Raw genomic sequence first — 18,547 nt, forward strand, 5'->3', positions numbered from 1 at the left:
AACCTAGGAGCATTGAAATGGCGCGTATTCGCAAAGCCGTTTTCCCGGTCGCAGGTCTGGGCACAAGATTTCTGCCCGCCACCAAATCGGTGACCAAGGAGATGTTGCCGCTGATCGACCGCCCTTTGATCCAGTATGCGGTGGACGAGGCCCGCGCCGCCGGGATTGATGAATTCATTTTCATTACCTCAACCGGCCAATTCGCGCTGGAGGCGTATTTCGGGCGCAACTCGGGGTTGGAGCGCAAACTGAAGGATGGCGGCAAAACCACCCTGCTGAACCGCTTGCGCAGCACGAATCTTGAGGATGAGGCATATAGCTTTATCCAACAAGACAGCCCGCGCGGTTTGGGCCACGCCGTGTCTCTGGCGCGCGACTTTGTCGGTGATGAACCTTTTGCGGTGATCCTGCCGGATGATGTGATCCATGCGCAGCGTTCGGTCCTGGCGCAAATGGTACAGGACTTTGAAGGCAGCCATATGATCGCAACCGAAGAGGTTCCATCCGACCGCATCAGTGCCTATGGCGTGGTCGATATCGAGCATAGGACAGGGCAAGTGCAACATCTGAAAGGGCTGGTTGAAAAGCCATCCGCTGATCAGGCCCGTCCGAGTTTGGCATTGTCGGGCGCTATCTGCTGCACCCTTCGATCTTCGACCAACTGGATGGTTTGGCACCCGGCGCGGGTGATGAAATCCAACTGACCGATGCGATTGCGGCGGATATCGAAAGGACCGGATGCAATGGCTTCACATTTCAGGGAGAGCGCTTCGATTGTGGGTCGGTCGCCGGGTATCTTGAGGCAACCACCGTCTTTGCGTTGCAACGTGCCGAGCTGCGTGACGGGTTCAAATCCATGTTGCGTCAGCGCATGAACCTCCTGTCTGCCGCCGCATGAGACCGAGGCACCTATCCGTTCGGATAGGTGCGTAATCCCCATGCCCATCTGTCGCTACGGACCTCGTTCTGGTTTCTTTAGGTCAAAGAAATGGAGACTAAGATGCGTCTGTTTTTTACGATCCTCACAGCGGCGTTCGCTTTTTGCCTGACGTCTGCGCATGCCGAAGATTTGGCGACCCCGACAGGTGAGGTTGTCCTGACCATTTCGGGCAACATTGCACAGACCGGGCCCAATGGGGCGGCGCAGTTCGATATGGAAATGTTGCAGGCGCTGCCGCAGCGCAGCTTTGAAACCTCGACGATCTGGACCGAAGGTGGGACCAGCTTTGTCGGCGTTCCCCTGTCTGTCTTACTGGAACAAATTGGAGCAGAGGGCGCGACGATCCGGGCAACGGCGATCAACGACTACGCGGTTGAGATCCCTTTGGACTCAATCTCGGCGCAGGACCCGATTATCGCCTATGAGATGGACGGCGCGGCGATGTCCCGGCGGCAGAAGGGGCCGCTTTGGATCGTTTATCCCTATGATAGTGATACCAAGTACCAGACCGAGGTGATTTACTCTCGCAGCATTTGGCAACTCGACAGGTTGGAGATCGTTAAATAGCGTGGAGTTACAACACAGTATGACGTGGTTGATGCAGGAAAGATATTGACGGCTCAAAAACCTAACCAATCGCGGCGCCGGTGGGCTTTCGGGCTCATCGGTATCGCGGTTTTGGGTGCCCTTGCTTTGGTCGTGTTGCTGTCGGTCAAGGTGATGTCCGACCTGCGCGATCGGCAATCTGCCCGAACAGATAATGTGCAGTGGACGCTGACGCAAGTCGAGGTCGAATTCCTGTTCTACTTCAACGCGCTTGAGGCGAGTGTTTCGGATGCAGAGCCAAGCCCCGAAAACCTGGACCTTGTCCGTCGCCGTTTTGATCTTTTGTACAGCCGTATCGATATTCTGGACACCTCGCGTCTGTTTGAAACGCTGCGCGGTGACCCGAAATTCGCTGAACCTCTGAACGACGTATCCGCCTATCTGGAGGCCTCGGTACCTACAATTGACGCTGAGGATCCTGGCCTGATTGCGGGGCTGCCGGATCTCTATGAGGGCGCGCAGGGGATCGCTCCAAAGGTGCGAGAGCTTTCGGTCTCAGCGATCTCTTACTTCGCGGGCCAGTCAGATCAGCGCCGTGAAGACACCGCGCTGAGCCTGTTTCAACTGGCCGTTTTGTCCGGTGGGTTGTTTCTGATCCTGACTGCGGTCAGCGCCTATCTCTTGGTGGTCAACCGCAAGGCTGATCGACGTGGGCAGGCGAGCCGGCAGGCCAACCAGCGTATGAATACCATCCTGTCGACCTCATTGGATGCAGTAATCGTGGTCAACGCCGCTGGCAAAGTGCTGGAGTTCAACGCTGCTGCGCAGGCGATTTTCGGCTATTCTGAGGATGAGGCCAAAGGGCATTCGATCGGTGATCTGATTGTGCCTGCGCATTTGCGCGAAGCTCATACCACCGGAATAAAACGCATGCACAGAGGTGGGGATCGCCACGTCGTTGGCAAGGGCCGCGTTCAGCTTGAGGCGATGCGCAAGAACGGTGATGTCTTTCCTGTCGAACTTGCGTTGCAATCCGCCCAGACCGGGGATGAGGAAATCGTCATCGGTTTCGTCCGCGATATCTCGAAAAGCGTGGCGGATCAGAAAGAGCTCGTCTCGGCCCGCGACCGCGCCCTTGCCGGGGAAAAGGCCAAATCGGATTTCCTGACCGTTATGAGCCATGAGATCAGAACCCCGTTGAACGGGCTGCTGGGCAACCTCACCCTTCTCAAGAATACACGCACGACCAAACAGCAGTCTCAGTTTGTCCGAAACATGGAGATCTCGGGCCAGATCCTGCAAAATCATGTGGATGCGGTGCTGGATATTGCTCGGTTCGAGGCCGGTAAGCTGTCAGTCGCGCACGAGCTCACCGACCTGAACGCGATGCTGCAGGACTTGGCGGATGGCCAAAGCGGCAATGCAGCCTCTCGTGGCACCTCAATCTCGTGGCAATGGGTGGGCGGGGCCTATCCGCATGTCGCGACTGACGCGCAAAGGTTGCGGCAGATTCTGCTGAACCTTGTGGGCAACGCGATCAAGTTCACCGAAAACGGCCGGGTTTCGATTGAAATCGAAAGATGTGAACCAGCGGATCAGGCCAAGGCATATATCTACGAAGTGCGTGTGATCGATACCGGGGTTGGTATTGCTGAGGATGAAATCGACGCCATTTTTGATGACTTCTACACCAGCGACCCCTCAATCGGTCGTACGGTCGGTGGGACCGGGCTTGGCCTGGGGATTGCCCGCCGGTTCGCGCAGGCAATGGGCGGCGAGGTTGGTGCGGAAAGCACATTGGGCGAAGGCAGCGTTTTCTGGCTGCGGGTGCCATTGCAGCCGTCGGCGCGCGACCAACTGTTGGAAGCCGGTCAGATCAATACCGAGACTGTTCGCCCTCTGAACCTCCTGGTGGTCGAAGACAACGAGATCAACCTCGAAGTCATCTGCAACATGCTGGCGCTGGACGGGCACCGTGTGACGACGGCAGAAAACGGACAGGTTGGCGTGGACAAGGCTAACATGCAGCAGTTTGACGCGATCCTGATGGATATCAGCATGCCGGTGATGGATGGACCAACCGCCGCGCGCCATATTCGTGACGGTCAGGGGCAGTCTACAGATGTGCCGATTATTGCAGTGTCGGCCAATGTCCTGCCAGACGCGGTTGAGACCTTTCGCGCCGCTGGCATGACGGCTTTCATCGGCAAGCCGATCTCGCTTGATGCATTGCGCAAGGCGCTTTCGGTGGTCACCCGAGCCGAGGGACAGATTCCGGAGCATGCGCAGCCTGATCCGTTGGGGGAGTTGAAAGACAGCCTCGGGCCCGAGGTCTTTGCCCGCCTACAAGCCAAGTTTATTGCCGAGGGGGATGACTTTGTTGGGCAGATCGAAACCGGAGCATTTGACCGGTCCAATTTGAACCAACTCGCTCAGGCCTGCCACAAACTGGCTGGCAGTGCGGCAACCTTCGGCGCGGACGAGTTTCGAGAGGCATTAATTGCGGTAGAGACTGCAGCCAAGGAACACAAAGACATCACCAACAAACTGACTGCAGTCTCCACCGCTTGGGAACGGGCGAAAGCATCGCCCGCTCGGGGTTGATCTAGGGGGCCAGCAGCGCCGCTGCGCCGACGATACCCACCGCGCGGGCGACCTCGGTCAGGCCGGTCACCTTGCTGTCGTAGCAGGCAATCGCATCACCCGGCAGAACGTACGGATCATAATCATCCCGATCCCCGCGCCGCAGCAGCTTTTCGATGTTGCGTTCGATTACGATAGAGTTCCCGGTCATCGGGTTGCGGGTGAACAGGACCGCGCTGCGATTGGCATTGGTGGTCTTGGCCCCGCCGACACAGTTGGTGTCGACAACTGCCTGTAGATAGCGCGTACCATAGGGAACCTCGCGCACGTCGCGACCGATGGCCGACTCTGCGTTGCCGGTGGCAGGTTGCGTGAGGTTAGACATATACAGCGTCACCCCAGGCGGGCTGATCGGGCTGGGGCGCATCAAGTCATCCTGGAAACACCCTCGGCTGTTAACCACAATCTGATCCCCGGTCAGAAGCATGATGTCGGTCGGGTCTGAGCCTTCGAACACGCCGCGTAGGTCCATCCGGTAGATCGTGCCCTGCCGGTGCAGCTCGACCGCTGACAGATCCGCATCTGGGCGCACGCCTCCGGCGGCGCGAATGGCGACGGACAAGTTGCGCGCCTCGGTCGAGGCGCCCAGCACACCCTGGCGCCCTCGATCCAGCGCGTCGCCGGGGATGCCTCCGATCTCAACCGAGTGGGGCTCAAACACTGCGCCTTTCACGCCGACAGTGACCGAGGCGAAATCGCTGATGCGCGCCGTGACGCGCGGGATGCTGTCATAGAACTGCGCCGCCACCAGAACGCGGGCCACATCCCGCTCCACCTGCTCGGTTGCTCTGCCCTGCGCGCGCACCGGCGGCAGATAGGGCAGCTTTAGGTCGCCATCGCGGGACACAACATAGGTGTCGCTGAGAAGTTCATCCCCGTCGATGGCGATCTGCACCATGTCATTGCGCGAAAGCTTCTCGCCCAGCAGAGGGCTAAGCGCGGGCTGGGACCATTTGGCAAAAGCATTGGCGCCCTGTTCCCCGGTCTGAGGCATACAGGCGCGCCCATTCATATGCTCCGCTTGCAGCAAAGGCGCATTTGCTCGGCGCCGCGATGGGGCACGGTATTGCGCCTGATAACTGTCGCCTTTCGCGACGGGTTCGATGTTGCGCGGGGTTTTCATGCTACTGCAACCTGACATCGCAATCGCGCTGACGGCTCCTAAAACCAAAACTTTGAAATGTCGTCTCATATTGAACTCTCCTGAACTGCGTCCACAGCTACAGCAGTGTCTTGATGTGCGTCAGACCGGCATAGGGATTGCCGTTTATCTCATTCGGATAGGTCGCTCGCCCGATGGTTCGTCTGGCTGTCCTCCCGCGTCTGGGACAGAGGTGTCGCGGCTAATTAGAACTGATCCCAACACTGTTTTTGGACATTTGGCGACATGACTCAGCAATTGGTACATACCGGTTTTCTACGCCACTTGCTGGCCTACGCGGCGTCTGAAGTGGCGGCAAAAGCCTCGCGTCTCGTGGTGGTCATTGTTGTAGCCCGCAGCCTGAGCCCCGAGGCGATCGGTCTGGCTGCTGCTGCCCTCGCCGCAGGGGATATCCTCAAGGCGCTGACCGAGAACGGCGTGGGGCAGAGGATCATCCAAGCCCCTCAGGCTGAGTTGGAAGAGCGCTGCAACACCGCGCATCGTATTTTCTGGGTCTGGTGCGGGGCGCTGTTCTTGCTGCAACTGTCCATTGCCCTTGTCCTCTATGCGATGGGGTATCAGACTCTTGCACTGCTTCTGGCCATTCTGGCCGGAGAGTACTTGTTCATGCCCGCCGGTCTGATGCAGGCCGCGCTTGCGATGCGTGAGGGCAAGCTGCAACAGACCGCCGCCATTGCCGGAGGCCAGGTGGTTGGTGCGAATGTAATGGCGGCGCTACTGGCGCTGCTCTGGGCCTCGCCGCTGGCTTTGGTGCTGCCTCGATTGCTGGCTGCTCCGATCTGGTTGGTCCTGATGCGCCGCCTGCGTCCCTGGACATCTGACACCAAACAAGGCTTTGCCGCCCTTCGCCCCTTTGTTGGCTTCGGCTGGGCCGTTCTGGGCGTTGAGGTTGTCAAAGTTCTGCGTTTGCAGGCCGACAAGCTTGTGATCGGCGCGATGCTGGGGGCCGAGAGCCTTGGCATCTACTTCATGGCTTTCAACGCTGGGCTCGGCTTGGCGACATCGTTCACGCAGGCCTTTTCAGTCGTTCTTTTCCCACATCTTTGCGCAGCCCATGACAAAACCAAGGCGCTGCGTCACGGGCTCGGCACGTCCCTCCTGGTGCTGAGCCCGCTGGTTTTGCTGCAAGCCGCGCTTGCACCGGTTTATGTGCCGTTGCTCTTGGGTGCAGAGTGGCAGCAGATTTCACCGGTGGTCTCGGTGCTGTGCCTTGCGGCTTTGCCCAGCGTCATCTGGTCCGCCGTGGCCGGCTGGCTGCGGTCCGAGAACCGCGCGATCACCGAGCTGCGGGTCAGCGCAGCCTTGGCTTTCGCACTGATCCTCAACACTGCGTTCATGGCGCCGTTCGGGCTGATGCCAGTTGCGATTGGATACCTGCTGACCAGTGCTGCCCTGATGCTGACGGCCTCTTGGGTGCTGATGCCTCGCGATCACAAAACAACAGAAAGGCTCGGCTTCCAATGACCCGCTTTACCATCATCGTGCCGTTTCACACCGATGCGGACACAATTGCTGACACGCTGACCAGCATTCGCGCGCAAAGCTTCACGGATTGGGAAGCGATCTGCGTCGGCGACCGTCCCTCAAGCGCGTGCCTGTCCATCGTGCTGGACCATATCGCGCAAGACCCCCGCATCCAGGTCGCGAGCAGCCCTTTTGATGGCCCAAGTGCCGCCCGCAACTATGGGGCCGAACTGGCCAAGGGTGACATACTGGCGTTCTGTGATGCAGACGATCTGTGGCACAAGCACAAGCTGGCACAGCTAGTTGAAGCCTTCCAACCCGCCTCAACGGATGCGGTCTTTGGGCAGATCCGGTTCTTCGCCGATCAGCCCGGAGATTCTCAGACATGCTCGACCGTTCCTGGCGCTCCACTGACGATTCAGGACCTGTTGGCCGAGAACCCGGTCTGCACCATGTCCAATCTTTCGATCCGTCGTGAAGTCTTCAAAACCGTTGGCGCATTGGACACGAGAACGCTGCATAACGAAGACTTGGAGCTGTTGATCCGCCTCGCAGGCGAAGGTTTTACCGTCAAAGGGGTCAATCGGTTCCAGGTCTGGTATCGTACCAGCGCTAGGGGCTTGTCCTCGGACTTGAACGCAATGCGCGCTGGACGGGCCTACGCGGTGAAAACGGCTGCGTCTTATGGCGTGTTCCCGTCGCGGTCGTCCGAGGCCGTCTATCTGCGCTACCTCGCCCGCCGGGCGCTGCGGTTGGGGCATCAGGGTGAGGCCCTGTCTTACACACGCAACGGCTTGAGCTTGCATGCGCGCAGTTTCCTGCTGCCCCTGCGCCGAGGTCTGCCTACCGCAGCAGGGGCCGCGCTGGCGCCGATCCTGCCGCAAGCGATCAAACGCGCGTTGTTTTCATGAGAATTCTGAAGGAGACCGCCATGCCCACAGCATCCATCGTCGTACCCGCCTACAACGCCGAAGCAACCTTGGCCGAAACGCTCGCCTCACTGCAGGCGCAAACCTATGACGATTTCGAAATCATCATCGTCGATGACGGATCGCAGGATGCGACCGCCGAGATTGCGCGCGCGCACGAAAGCGACCCACGCGTGCGACTTGTCCAGCAAGCCAATCGAGGGCTGGCGGGCGCCAGAAACACAGGCATCGCCGCCGCGCGTGGTACGTTCATCGGCTTTTGCGACGCCGACGATTTGTGGATGCCCGAGAAGCTGGCGACCCATATTCACCATTTCAAGGCCGAACCGGATGTGGGGGTGAGTTACTCCGGCAGTGCCTTGATCGACGAGGCGGGGTGCATGATGGGGATCAAACAAGCACCCCGCCTGAGGGATGTGACCGCAGCCCATGTTCTGAAGCGCAACCCAATCGGTAATGGATCGGCATCCGTTATTCGGAAGACAGTGCTGGAGGCTCTGGCCTACCGACCGGGTTTTGAGACCGAGCGGGATTGGATCTTCGATGAGACCTTCAGGCAGTCCGAAGATATCGAATGCTGGATGCGGCTGATGTTGAAGACCGATTGGCAGATCGAAGGCGTTCCGGGGCTGCTGACCCACTACCGGATCAATGCGGGTGGGCTTTCTGCGGCTTTGGATCGCCAGTTAGAGGCATGGGAGAGGATGGTCACGAAACTGCGCCCGCTGAACCCTGAGTTCTTCACGCGCAACGAACCCTCAGCCCGTGCCTATCAGCTGCGCTATCTGGCACGACGGGCCATCACCAACCTCGACCAGGAGACAGCTTGGGAGTTGTTTGCGCGAAGCGTCCAGGAAAGCCTCCGCCCGGTGTTGGAGGAACCTCTGAAATCGTTCAGCACCTTCGCCGCAGCCCTCGTGTTGAAAACGTTTGGACCTGGTCCGATCACCCGGCTGGGGCAAATGAAATCCAAACTGCAATCGATCTGAGAGAGGCATCAGCATGATAAATAAAAAGATCCTCCATCTGGTAGACGACACGACAGCGGGCGGCGTGATGCGGATGCTCGACCATCTTATGGCGCAGTCAGATCTGTCCGGCGCGGTCGAACAAAAGGTGTTGAAGGTCAAACGGACCGCGTTTTCGTGGGGCAAACTGAATGCGGATGTCATCGTGTCCCACGTCGTACCAAGTTGGCGAAGCCTGCCTGCGTTCTCGGCCCTTCGCGCGACGCATCTGGACACGCGACTGATCCATGTCGAACACAGTTACACCCGGGCATTCACCACCTTGAACGTCCTGCATAAACGCCGGTTCTTTGCGATGCTAAGGGTGATCTATTCCTTCTTCGATCAGGTGGTCGCAGTCAGCCATACGCAGTCGGATTGGATGAAGGAACGACGTCTGATTGCTTCGGAAAAGCTGACCGTTATTCCTCCCACCGTTGATCTTGAACAGTTGTCGCGCAAGACGACGCCGCCCAGGTCAAAGATCACAATTGGTGCCATCGGGCGTCTTGAGCAGCAGAAAGGGTTCGACATCCTGATCCAGGGCTTTCGGTCAACCCGAACACCGGCAGCGCGTTTGTTGGTCTTTGGCGAAGGCAGCCAGCGTTCATACCTTGAGGCGTTGGCAGAGGGTGACCCGCGCATCGAATTTCGGGGCCACGCCGAGGACCCGGCAGAAGCCTATCAAGCAGTTGATATCGTCGCGATCCCATCGCGGTGGGAAGCTTACGGACTTGTGCTGGACGAAGCGCTTGCCGCCGGGCGCACGGTTATTTCCAGCAAAGTTGATGGGCTGCGTGATCGGGAGGGCGATGCAAGAGTATCATTCTGTAATCCCGATCCGGAATCTTGGCGACGTGCTATCAACGAATGTTTGCTTCCTGACCATACTGCGACTAGCCGCTGAACCCAGGCCTGCTATTCGATATTCGTGCTATCGCCGAGGCTTGCCAAGTATAGGTGATTGCATCCCCAAATAATTTGTCTAGGGGTTCTTCCGAACAGGCTAGCGAATCTACTCGCCATGTAGGCGCTGTACCTTTTGACACAAGACTTATGCACCGCGCCACAAGGGGGGCACCACTTTCGTGATGGGTCAAAAATGCTTAACGTTTGAGGCAGATTTGAGTGGCGTGGTTCGCAAGTTTGTAGAGGTTTTGGTGCTTGATTGAGCCAAAAATCAGCGACGTTCCACATCTCTTGTAAGGCCACACATAGTTCTTCCTTTTTCGACAGAACCTATCCTTTGCTGACGCGCAGTTTTGCTTTTGATCAGTATGGGCTGACAGATCACCCCCACCTCTAAAACCCGCTCCCGGTGAGGGTTGGGGGTAGCAAGTGCAACACAATTCGATTCCGTGTCAGGCCACCAAGGGAGACCCACGAGCAACTGCCTTCGTTTCTGAAAGAGACCCGCCCGTCTTCTTGTTCGGGGCATGACATCAAGTTCTTTGAAAATCGATAAGAACTACGCAAAGACGCGTCTGACATCCTGAGCAGATCGGCGCTGATAAAATGTTGATAGATCTCAGCTACCTCCGCAACTGTTTCAACTTCAAGCAGAGGGAAAACAAAAGAATCCACATTGGAGAACTCGTCGCTGCCAGAAGCAACGGCTGTGCTTCGTGTGAGTGCCAGTTTACTCACATATCTGGCTACGGAACCGAGGTTTGTGTTGCCCGAATAGTCACTGTTGTTCGACCCGGTGACATTAACCTGTGAATCTGCAGGCTCAGCGTCCCATGCCGCGTAGTTTACGTCATAGTTCAGCGACAAGGTGTCTTCCGTTCCGTCGGATTCGGTGCTCAGAGAGTATGTTACGATCGCCGTGTCCGAGACACTCAGGTCCATTGTGTCGCCTAACGAAGCCCCTTTGACGATCTCGACGCTTCCTGTCGCGCCATCGAGCGGCAAACTTTCAACGGGATTGGCAATAACAGTACCCGCAAGTGTTGCTTGCCCTTCCTCGATAGAAATTAAGTCGCCCATATTGCTATTGAACTCGAAATCCACCCAGACCGAACCGGTATCAGACTGTGTGATTGTCCCGGTGATCTCAGTGGTGGCCACGTCGTCCAGCGAGCCTCCGATACGCCCGACTGACCCTGCTGACATGATCCCGGCGTTTGTAACCTGAGACGTACTTTGACCCATGTCGAACTCGTTCCCAAGGCCCAGTGAACCACCTTCATAGTTTTGGAACGTGTTCTGGACAGGCGACCCGTTCAACTTGTTTGCAGCCAAAGAAACCGATCCGCTCCACACGCCGTAGTTTTCCACGGCAATCTCGCTATCGTAGGTTTTCAGCGCATATCCTGAGGTGCCGGTTTCGTTGTCAATAACCTCGGACCGCTCGATCGTGCCGTGATTGACCAGATTGTTCTCGCTGTTCCCCATCGCCCAGAGAATAGCTTCTGAGGTTTCTCCACCGGCTGTGATCGAGCCGGTTTCACCTACGTTCACTGAGATTTCACCATTGCCATCATAGCCTTCGCTTTGCAGTAAAACTGCGCGACCGCGCAGTCCAGTCGCGGAAATCTCGCTATTCACAACCAGGGAGATATCACCCGATTTCTGTCCGCCGTCCGTGTCAACTGCAGATCCGCTGACGCTTTGGGCAAAGATACCAACGGCGCCCGCACCCGAAACCGACACGGGGGCATTCACAGTGACATCGATATTGCCACCTGATCCGTAATCACCGCCGCCGCCAGCCCAAGAGACAGCTTGGTTCTCGGCACCGGACAAGCCGCCACCCCAACTTGACGCGCCACCGCTGCCACCGACAGATTGCGCCCAGACCCCATGACCGCGAATGCCTGTGGTGGTGATACCGCCCGATCCATCATCTGCATCACCGACCGATACGGTAACTTTACGGCCATTGCCGCCATTGCCCGCCGAAAGGGTTCCGCCTTGCGCAATGCCGACGTTCAAATTGACGCCAAAGGTGCCTTGCAAAGCGCGCGAAATAGCGCCCGCACGGCCTCCGCCACCACCAACGGACTGGGCAAATATACCCATTGCATCAATACCTGTTGTTGCGATAGTGCCGGTTGAAGTCACGTCAACCGTTTGCCCACCGCCACCACTGCCACCTGTCCCGCCGACAACAAATTCGCCAATTTCACCAGCACCTGAAGATACGGTCCCGCCATTGCCGCCACCGCCACCAACGGATTGCGCGTAAATCCCGTCAGTTGCAAAGCCCGTGGTTGAGATCGAACTCGAGTTAGTGACGGCTACCGTTCCAGCTTCGCCACTGTAGCGTGGTTTTTGTTGAAATGACCTTTCCAAACTGCGTGCGGGGCACGCAATACGGTGCAACCGACCATCACTACCGCGTCGCTGCGGTACCTAAAGCTATAACCCAAGTTTATCCCGGAGGTTTGGTTGCGATGCAAAGACAAGGTGTTCAACTGATGTCGATGGACGGCTTCGCAAAGTTCGCAAGTTCGATATCGGACACAGCGGTTCCGGACTAAGGTTCCGATTAGGTTCCGGGGTTCCGTCGCAAGTCACCAGTACAACGCCCTGCATGCACGGCGTTGTAAACTTTACGATCAGAAGATGAAGGATTCGCGATGACGTCTGCCTTCTTCGACGTCCAGTTCAGTGAGCGCCGCTTCGCCCCACGTCATTAGCGCATCAGGCCCGCACATATAGACCTCTCGCGTGTCGAGTTCTGAGATGGATTGAATATCGTCAGCCTGCACGCGCCGTTCTTCGAGTCGCAGCACATCATCGGGGAACGCCTGACGCAGATCATCCTCTGCGGATTGTGCGGCCAATGGGTCATCTCCTAAGCTCTGAAACGCCGCAACTCGGAGTTTCACCTGGGCCGGGATAGGGCCGCTGTGCGCCGCAAAGTGTTCCAGGACTTTGATATCGTCACTACGACCGGAAAATAAGAGCACGATTTCGGTCGATGTTTGTTGCGGGTGTGCGTTCGCCACCTCAAGGATACCGTCCCACATCGCCATGAATGGGGTAATGCCAACACCGCCAGCGATCCAAAGCATCTTGGATGGGATGTTTGGCGGAGCGCCTTCAATGCCTTGCGAAAAACAACTGAAGCCCGCACCGATGCCTTTGAATTCAATCGGCAGTTTGTCCGTGATCAGTTTGTGGGCGTTGTTGTGTAGAAGATTGGACATCAGGCCGCCCGGTTTGCGTTTGACCGTGACGCTCACACGACTGGTCGGGCGAAACGCATGGCTCTCGGCGTCAAAACCGGGCGTGTTCGAAAGCGTCCAGGTGCGCACGTAATCCTCGTTGACGAGTTGCGGGTTTGCTTCGCTCATATGGCGGTATCCGGCGCCCAGCAGACCCGAAAAGTCAAAGACACCGAACCCGCCGGGCAATGGCGCTGTGATCGGCTGCGAAAGCTCAAAGTTGAAAGTCGTTATGCTGTCAGACAGCGTATTTGTCGAAACGAGCGTGGCAGTGACTGGGGCTTCGTTTTCATCGGAAGACAATGCGCGCCCCATCTGTTGTAACTCCCGACGCAAGTGTTTCACCGGCGGATTGTAGGGCGAGAATTGCTCTTGTGACGTCAGTCTCAGGTTCAGACCGTCTTTGACAAAGACTGCCCCGGTCACCTTGATGCGCGTCAAGAGGCGGACACGCGGTATAAGCGCTTCCGCGTGATCATCGAGCAGGTTTTCAGCGCTACCCGTGATGTACAGAACGTCACCCGTGGTGAAATCTGGAAACACCAGCCCGACCTGCGGATCCGTTTCGATATTGCCTAGCGACTGGTAAAAGCGATTGCCGGAATGGTCCGGCAACACCAGATACGTCGTGATGCGACCGTCATTGGCCTCTTCGTAAATGCGGGTAAAACCCGGTGCGCCGCCGCGATGATTAACACCCATATCGGTTTGGGTGCCCGAAGTGCTTTCATCACCGATGTGCTTTGTCGCTAGAAACACGGTGCTTGCGCGGTTCACCACGGCCTTGGCATCATCCGGCAATGCGGATGTGTGGGTATCAAAGCTGTCGTTTGCGAGTTCGGCGGTGCGCTTTTCATAGGTCAGTGTGCGCACGGTAATGTATTTGGGGCAGTTCCCGAGGTGCTGATCGGAAACCAACTGCAAGCTGATCTTGCCCCCCTCGTCGACAGAGGACGCGCCAATTGCCCCCGCGATTTTATTGCGTCGCCGGTTGGTGAAGTCGACCCCGACCCCAGCAAAGAGCCGCCTTTCGTTGTCAGGCTTTCGCTCTTGGGTGAGAGAACGGGCAAATGGGTCGTAGGGATTGGTTTCAGCAACGACATCAATTCTGTTGTCGCCCGCCGAAACTTTGATGCCGATGGATGGGTCGTTTTCAGAGCGTGCAACCAAAATACTGACCCAGGGACGGCCATGACGATCCAGCGTTGCAAGCGGCAAATAGGGCAGATCAGCGAAAAACTCTGCATGCTGCTGCGGCATGTCAGCGTGGATGTATTGCGGAATGGACTCGATAAGTTCTCTTGGTGTATTGCGGCGGCCCTGAAGCAGCAGCTCACCTTTGTGAGATTTATGTATCTGTACCATGTCCTGATCCTTTCATCCGCCTGATGACACTATGCTCTCAAGGGTATTCGATACTGCCGATGACGCGTTTCATTCAGCCGAATATGTATGGAAAGCGTCACCGGTCGTCTTTGTCACAGCGCCAGGACTAAAGCCCCATCGCTTAAACCCGGATGATCATCTGGGCGACACCGCAGTGGCCGTTGGAACGTCCGGTCCGTCTTTTGAATTGGGTGCTCGTTGATGCTGGCAAAGCGACGTGCCATGCAACCCTTCTCATCGAACTCCCAATTCTCGTTGCCATAGGCCCGAAACCAGTTTCCACTGTCGTCGTGGTGCCCGTGGGCGTACCGTACCGCGATGCTACCGGTTATGACCCACAATTCTCTGATCAAGCGATATTCCAACTCTTTGGCCCACCTACGGGCCAAGAGCTACTCAATCTGAGCGCACCCTTCCGGAAATTCAGCACGAGTGTGCCACTTGCTGTCAGATGTGTAAGCAAGGGAAACTTTCGCCCGGGTTCCGACCGTCTTCGACGAGGCGCACCATTTTCAATGGCCGCCTCTTTCGTAAACGGAGGTAAAGGATGGCGCCGGGCTTCGGGCGTCATGTCAAAACCCCCTCACTCAGCCACAAGGCCGGCAGCCGTCGCCGGCATAGCTTCAAAATGGGGGAGAGCTTCAAAACGGGCAATCCAGGCGCGCACATTTGGGTAAGGCTCAAGCGAGACATTCCCCTCTGGCGCATGCGCGGTGTAGGAGTAGGTCGCGACATCGGCAATGGTTGGTCGGGCACCAACAAGCCAATCCCGGCCTTCAAGCCCATGTTCCAGCTTTATCATCGCTTTTTCGGCGTTTGCAGCAGCGAAGCCTGGATCCAATGGTGCGCCGAAAACGGTGATCAATCGCGCGGCGCACGAGCCAAACGCAATTTCGCCTGCCGCCAGGGTAAGCCAGCGCTGAACATTGGCTTCTCCGATTGCGTCGGTTGGCATCCAGTCAGGCGCATACGTCCGTGCAAGATAGACTAGGATCGCGTTCGAATCTGACACAATTACCTCGCCATCTTCTATAACAGGCACCTGCCCATCTGGGTTCATGCCGAGAAACTCGGGCGACTTGTGTTCACCGGCAACCAGATCAACGAGAACGGCTTCATGTGCGATCCCTGCGAGTTTCGCAAACACCAAAGCGCGGTGTGCGTGACCTGATTTTGCGAAATGGTGAATACGAACGGCGTCAGACATTTGAGGCTCCAGTCATCTTTTCAAGTTGCGATTATCCAGTACCTGTTGCGTATCTGGATGATAATTGTCTAACTTGGCGTATGTTTAAGCCCTGAGAGGGCGCAATAAGATGGACAAGATTGATCGTATGCGTGCTTTTGCGCTCGTCGCAAAGAACGCCTCTTTCACGATTGCGGCGCAGCGCATGGGGCGATCTGCGCGTCTGGTCAGCAAATACGTGGCTGATTTAGAAAACGCGCTTGGTGTGCAGCTGCTCAATCGTACGACGCGGAGTGTCTCTTTGACAGATGCAGGAGCGACATACCTGTCTTTGTGTGAGCCCCTCCTCGATGGGTTTGATGAGTTGGAGGACAGGGTCAGAAACGAGCAGACATCGTTGCGTGGTGCGATACACATATCAGCGCCCACAGGGTTCGGAGCACTGCGGCTTACGCCATCACTCGCAAGGTTTGGCGCAAAACACCCCAATGTGGAACTCGATCTGCAGTTCTCGGATCGCAGGGTGTCGATTGTTGAGGAAGGTTTCGACCTCGCCATCAGGATTGGCCCAATGCGTGACAGCTCACTCAAGGTCCGGCAACTTGGCCGCATGCCCTTGGTCGTCTGTGCGGCGCCTGATTATTTGGAGCAGGCGGGAACACCAAGCCACCCGCGCGCGCTGGCCACGCATGAGTGTATTCTCGACGGCAATATGACAGAACCCACTGTCTGGAGGTTCAAGATCAACGGCCAAGAAGAGGCTGTTTCAGTAAACGGACGCTTTCGGATGAACGCACCAGCAGGATCGGCGCGGCTTGCGGCAACGGGCACTGCAGTAGCGCGTTGCCCAGCCTATACGGTTGCAGATGCTCTGAAATCCGGAGACTTGGTGGAACTTTTTGCCGAGTACCGGGTCTCGCCATATGTTGTCGCGGCTCTTTTCCCGCAGAACCGGCGCCTTACAACCAGAGTGCGCGCACTCATTGATCATCTCGCAGGCGACCCGGCCTTGTGTCCTGATGGCGAAGCTGTGGGCGCAGGTTGATGCGTAAAAAAGCACTTAACTTCCGCTATGCCGCCTTGCGGAGCGCCTTCGCCATATCGACAAAAGCTCGCAGGCGGCGCGTCATATTGCGCTTACTATGATAATTGAGGGAATAACGGGGAATGGGCTCATTCCGGCCATTTGCTGCACGGAATATTTAAGGCCGCTTCGGTCCTAAAGGAAAATGCTGCTGCCAAAAAGGAAAAACTTTGGTGCTCATACCACCAGTTAGGTTTTGGTGGAGCCTAGGGGAAACGCCGCCGAACGTCTAATGCACTGATAGTAAACACTATTGTAGTGTGTGGGTTTGCAGTGTGTCTCACCATAGTGTCACACCTAGAAGTGCACAACCTGTTGCGTTGAACTGTGTATGTCCAAACACACAACAGACCACTGTCTCCTATTGGTGCGGAAGGTTGCGGCCGGCCTGCATTTGCTGAACATCGTCGGGCCAAGTGGAGCGTATGTAGGCCAACACGTCCCATATGTCTTCGTCAGTCAGGGTGCCTTCAAAGCCGGGCATGCCACTGTTGAAGTCTTTAATACCACGTGCTGACAATGCGTCTGCTCCACCTTGTTTGGTATACTCAAACAGTAGCTGGTTATCATGGTGCCATGTGTGCCCTGTCACGTCATGTGGTGGTGCAGGTAACACTCCGTCATCACCGGGTGTCTGCCAGTTGGGTTGGCCTTCCAGATTAGCTCCATGGCATGAGGCACACTGTTCTGCGTAGAGTTCCTGCCCACTCGCTAGGTCTCTATCTAACAACTCATGATCTGCAGCGACGCTAGTACCAATACTGCATATAGCGAGTGCACACAGGTGTTTGTTCATCTCTACCTACCTTAACTCGGAAGTGTTAGTACGCTGGTAAGTGCAGCCGTTGTCGCCAAGACCACTAATACGACTATTGCCTCAACCTCTATAGATCGAGCGAGGAGTCGTGCTGCTTTGACCTCTCCATTTTGCATGGACGGAACAAATCGGAGCTTGTTAGCTGCGGCGAGGATCAGCAACAGCCCCACAAGGAACACTTTTAACAACAGTGCCTGCCCGTAGCCAGTGAACAAGAGCCCTTGGAGATTGCCGATAAGTAACCAAACCATCCATAGGCCAGCACCGATCAATACCGATACAACCAACGCGGCAGTTTGCCCAAACCTATGACCAAGTTCAGCAGCATCTGTCAGGTGTTCAGGCATGAGAGCCATACTCCGCAGCGGGCTAAAGATACCCACCCAGAAGGCTACACATAGCAGATGCAACAGGAGCAAGAGTTGGACGCCAAAACTCTCTAGTTCGGGCACGTGCCCGATCTGTGCAAAGGACCACAAAGCCACCGTGCCACCCAACAATGCGATCCATAGACCAAAGTGAGGAATAGACAGGCCCACAAGGATCATCACTGCGCCTATAACGCGGTAAACAAGTACGTCGCCTACGGATGTCTGCCAAAGTAGACCAAGCATCTCTGGATCGACCATGCCGTCAACTCCGCCTGTTAAGGCGGCCCCACGAAGCATGAAGCCAACCACCGTTGCGGCGAGAGCAAGGCACGCCAAGGCCCTAGCTTGGCGCTTCATCATTCGGTGTATCGGTGAGACAAAGCCGGAATAGAGGCAGCTAACAATCATTAGTCCGGTGGCGCCCGCAAAGCCGATGTAGAGCCCCAGCTTTGCGAAGACTGCGGCAATACCCCAAATGTCTGGCATGCTCATTCCACAGTGAAGGAAAACTCACCCTGCATCGCATGGCCGTCTTCGCCTAAGCCTCGCCATTCAATGACATAGGTGCCCGTTCCATTGCTCGGCAGAGGGATAGTGAACTCCTGACCAAAACTTGTCTGGTCGCCCAAATCTAGGCTTACTGCCGAGTGTTCTTCATGGGCCATCTCTATCCGTGTCAGCCGGATGTCCTTAGAAAAGTTGAGACCAATTTCAGCGGGCACAGTGGTTATTGTGGCTCCGTCGGCAGGGGTTGTTTCTTCGACCTTGGAATGCGCCAGCAAGCCGCTGGGAAGAGTAACCATGAGTGCGAGCGGTATTATCTTTTTCATGGTCCTG

15 protein-coding genes and 2 pseudogenes are annotated in these 18,547 nt (G+C 56.7%); 9 read left to right on the forward strand and 8 right to left on the reverse strand.

Going from position 1 to position 18,547, the window contains the following annotated elements:
* Positions 1-17: 17 nt before the first annotated feature.
* From ACR3E0_RS05005 to ACR3E0_RS05015, 3 genes and pseudogenes are all read left to right on the forward strand, one after another.
* Positions 18-898: pseudogene (locus ACR3E0_RS05005) on the forward strand (UTP--glucose-1-phosphate uridylyltransferase).
* A gap of 102 nt (positions 899-1,000) precedes the next feature.
* Positions 1,001-1,507: a putative pterin-binding protein gene (locus ACR3E0_RS05010; protein WP_480476762.1), complete on the forward strand. Its 507-nt coding sequence runs from the start codon at positions 1,001-1,003 to the stop codon at positions 1,505-1,507.
* Between the two features lie 45 nt (positions 1,508-1,552).
* On the forward strand, positions 1,553-4,090 hold the full coding sequence (locus tag ACR3E0_RS05015) for an ATP-binding protein (protein ID WP_480476764.1): 2,538 nt from the start codon (positions 1,553-1,555) through the stop codon (positions 4,088-4,090).
* 1 nt (position 4,091) lies between these two features.
* Here ACR3E0_RS05015 and ACR3E0_RS05020 read toward each other — a convergent pair whose 3' ends face one another.
* Positions 4,092-5,252 carry a polysaccharide biosynthesis/export family protein gene (locus ACR3E0_RS05020; protein WP_480476766.1) on the reverse strand — a complete coding sequence of 387 codons (1,161 nt, stop codon included), beginning with the start codon at positions 5,250-5,252 and terminating at the stop codon, positions 4,092-4,094.
* A 264-nt stretch (positions 5,253-5,516) separates the two neighbouring features.
* Between ACR3E0_RS05020 and ACR3E0_RS05025 the strand changes: the two genes are divergently transcribed.
* Genes ACR3E0_RS05025 through ACR3E0_RS05040 form a run of 4 tightly spaced genes read left to right on the forward strand, consistent with a single transcriptional unit; the run spans position 5,517 to position 9,598 of the window.
* Positions 5,517-6,755, forward strand: a complete 1,239-nt coding sequence (locus tag ACR3E0_RS05025; RefSeq protein ID WP_480476768.1) for an oligosaccharide flippase family protein — start codon at positions 5,517-5,519, stop codon at positions 6,753-6,755.
* A complete protein-coding gene (locus tag ACR3E0_RS05030; RefSeq protein ID WP_480476770.1) occupies positions 6,752-7,666 on the forward strand; it encodes a glycosyltransferase family 2 protein in 915 nt (304 codons plus the stop codon). The genes ACR3E0_RS05025 and ACR3E0_RS05030 overlap by 4 nt, the downstream gene beginning before the upstream one ends.
* A 20-nt stretch (positions 7,667-7,686) precedes the next feature.
* Positions 7,687-8,673, forward strand: coding sequence for a glycosyltransferase family 2 protein (locus ACR3E0_RS05035; protein WP_480476772.1), 987 nt, complete (start codon positions 7,687-7,689; stop codon positions 8,671-8,673).
* A 13-nt stretch (positions 8,674-8,686) separates the two neighbouring features.
* Positions 8,687-9,598: a glycosyltransferase family 4 protein gene (locus ACR3E0_RS05040; protein ID WP_480476774.1), complete on the forward strand. Its 912-nt coding sequence runs from the start codon at positions 8,687-8,689 to the stop codon at positions 9,596-9,598.
* A gap of 395 nt (positions 9,599-9,993) precedes the next feature.
* On the opposite strand, the gene ACR3E0_RS05045 is transcribed toward ACR3E0_RS05040, so the two are convergent.
* Positions 9,994-11,439, reverse strand: coding sequence for an autotransporter outer membrane beta-barrel domain-containing protein (locus tag ACR3E0_RS05045; protein ID WP_480476776.1), 1,446 nt, complete (start codon positions 11,437-11,439; stop codon positions 9,994-9,996).
* Between the two features lie 57 nt (positions 11,440-11,496).
* Here ACR3E0_RS05045 and ACR3E0_RS05050 point away from each other — a divergent pair, with 57 nt between their 5' ends.
* Positions 11,497-11,751: a hypothetical protein gene (locus ACR3E0_RS05050; RefSeq protein WP_480476778.1), complete on the forward strand. Its 255-nt coding sequence runs from the start codon at positions 11,497-11,499 to the stop codon at positions 11,749-11,751.
* Positions 11,752-12,254: 503 nt separating this feature from the next.
* On the opposite strand, the gene ACR3E0_RS05055 is transcribed toward ACR3E0_RS05050, so the two are convergent.
* The 3 genes and pseudogenes from ACR3E0_RS05055 to ACR3E0_RS05065 form a co-directional block, all read right to left on the reverse strand.
* Positions 12,255-14,231, reverse strand: a complete 1,977-nt coding sequence (locus tag ACR3E0_RS05055) for a pyridoxamine 5'-phosphate oxidase family protein (protein ID WP_480476780.1) — start codon at positions 14,229-14,231, stop codon at positions 12,255-12,257.
* Between the two features lie 113 nt (positions 14,232-14,344).
* Positions 14,345-14,823: pseudogene (locus ACR3E0_RS05060) on the reverse strand (DUF1348 family protein).
* Positions 14,824-14,835: 12 nt separating this feature from the next.
* Positions 14,836-15,459, reverse strand: coding sequence for a glutathione S-transferase family protein (locus tag ACR3E0_RS05065; protein WP_480476782.1), 624 nt, complete (start codon positions 15,457-15,459; stop codon positions 14,836-14,838).
* A 109-nt stretch (positions 15,460-15,568) separates the two neighbouring features.
* On the opposite strand from ACR3E0_RS05065, the gene ACR3E0_RS05070 reads away from it, so the two are divergent.
* Positions 15,569-16,483 (forward strand): LysR family transcriptional regulator, encoded by a 915-nt coding sequence (locus ACR3E0_RS05070; protein WP_480476784.1) that lies wholly within the window; start codon positions 15,569-15,571, stop codon positions 16,481-16,483.
* A 400-nt stretch (positions 16,484-16,883) separates the two neighbouring features.
* On the opposite strand, the gene ACR3E0_RS05075 is transcribed toward ACR3E0_RS05070, so the two are convergent.
* Genes ACR3E0_RS05075 through ACR3E0_RS05085 form a run of 3 tightly spaced genes read right to left on the reverse strand, consistent with a single transcriptional unit; the run spans position 16,884 to position 18,540 of the window.
* The gene (locus ACR3E0_RS05075) at positions 16,884-17,318 is read right to left on the reverse strand and encodes a c-type cytochrome (protein WP_480476786.1); all 435 of its coding nucleotides are present in this window, start codon (positions 17,316-17,318) and stop codon (positions 16,884-16,886) included.
* Between the two features lie 11 nt (positions 17,319-17,329).
* On the reverse strand, positions 17,330-18,196 hold the full coding sequence (locus ACR3E0_RS05080; protein ID WP_480476788.1) for a copper resistance D family protein: 867 nt from the start codon (positions 18,194-18,196) through the stop codon (positions 17,330-17,332).
* 2 nt (positions 18,197-18,198) lie between these two features.
* Positions 18,199-18,540, reverse strand: coding sequence for a copper resistance CopC family protein (locus ACR3E0_RS05085; protein ID WP_480476790.1), 342 nt, complete (start codon positions 18,538-18,540; stop codon positions 18,199-18,201).
* Positions 18,541-18,547 lie beyond the last annotated feature (7 nt).

Source organism: Ruegeria sp. AJ12 (genome assembly GCF_056536245.1).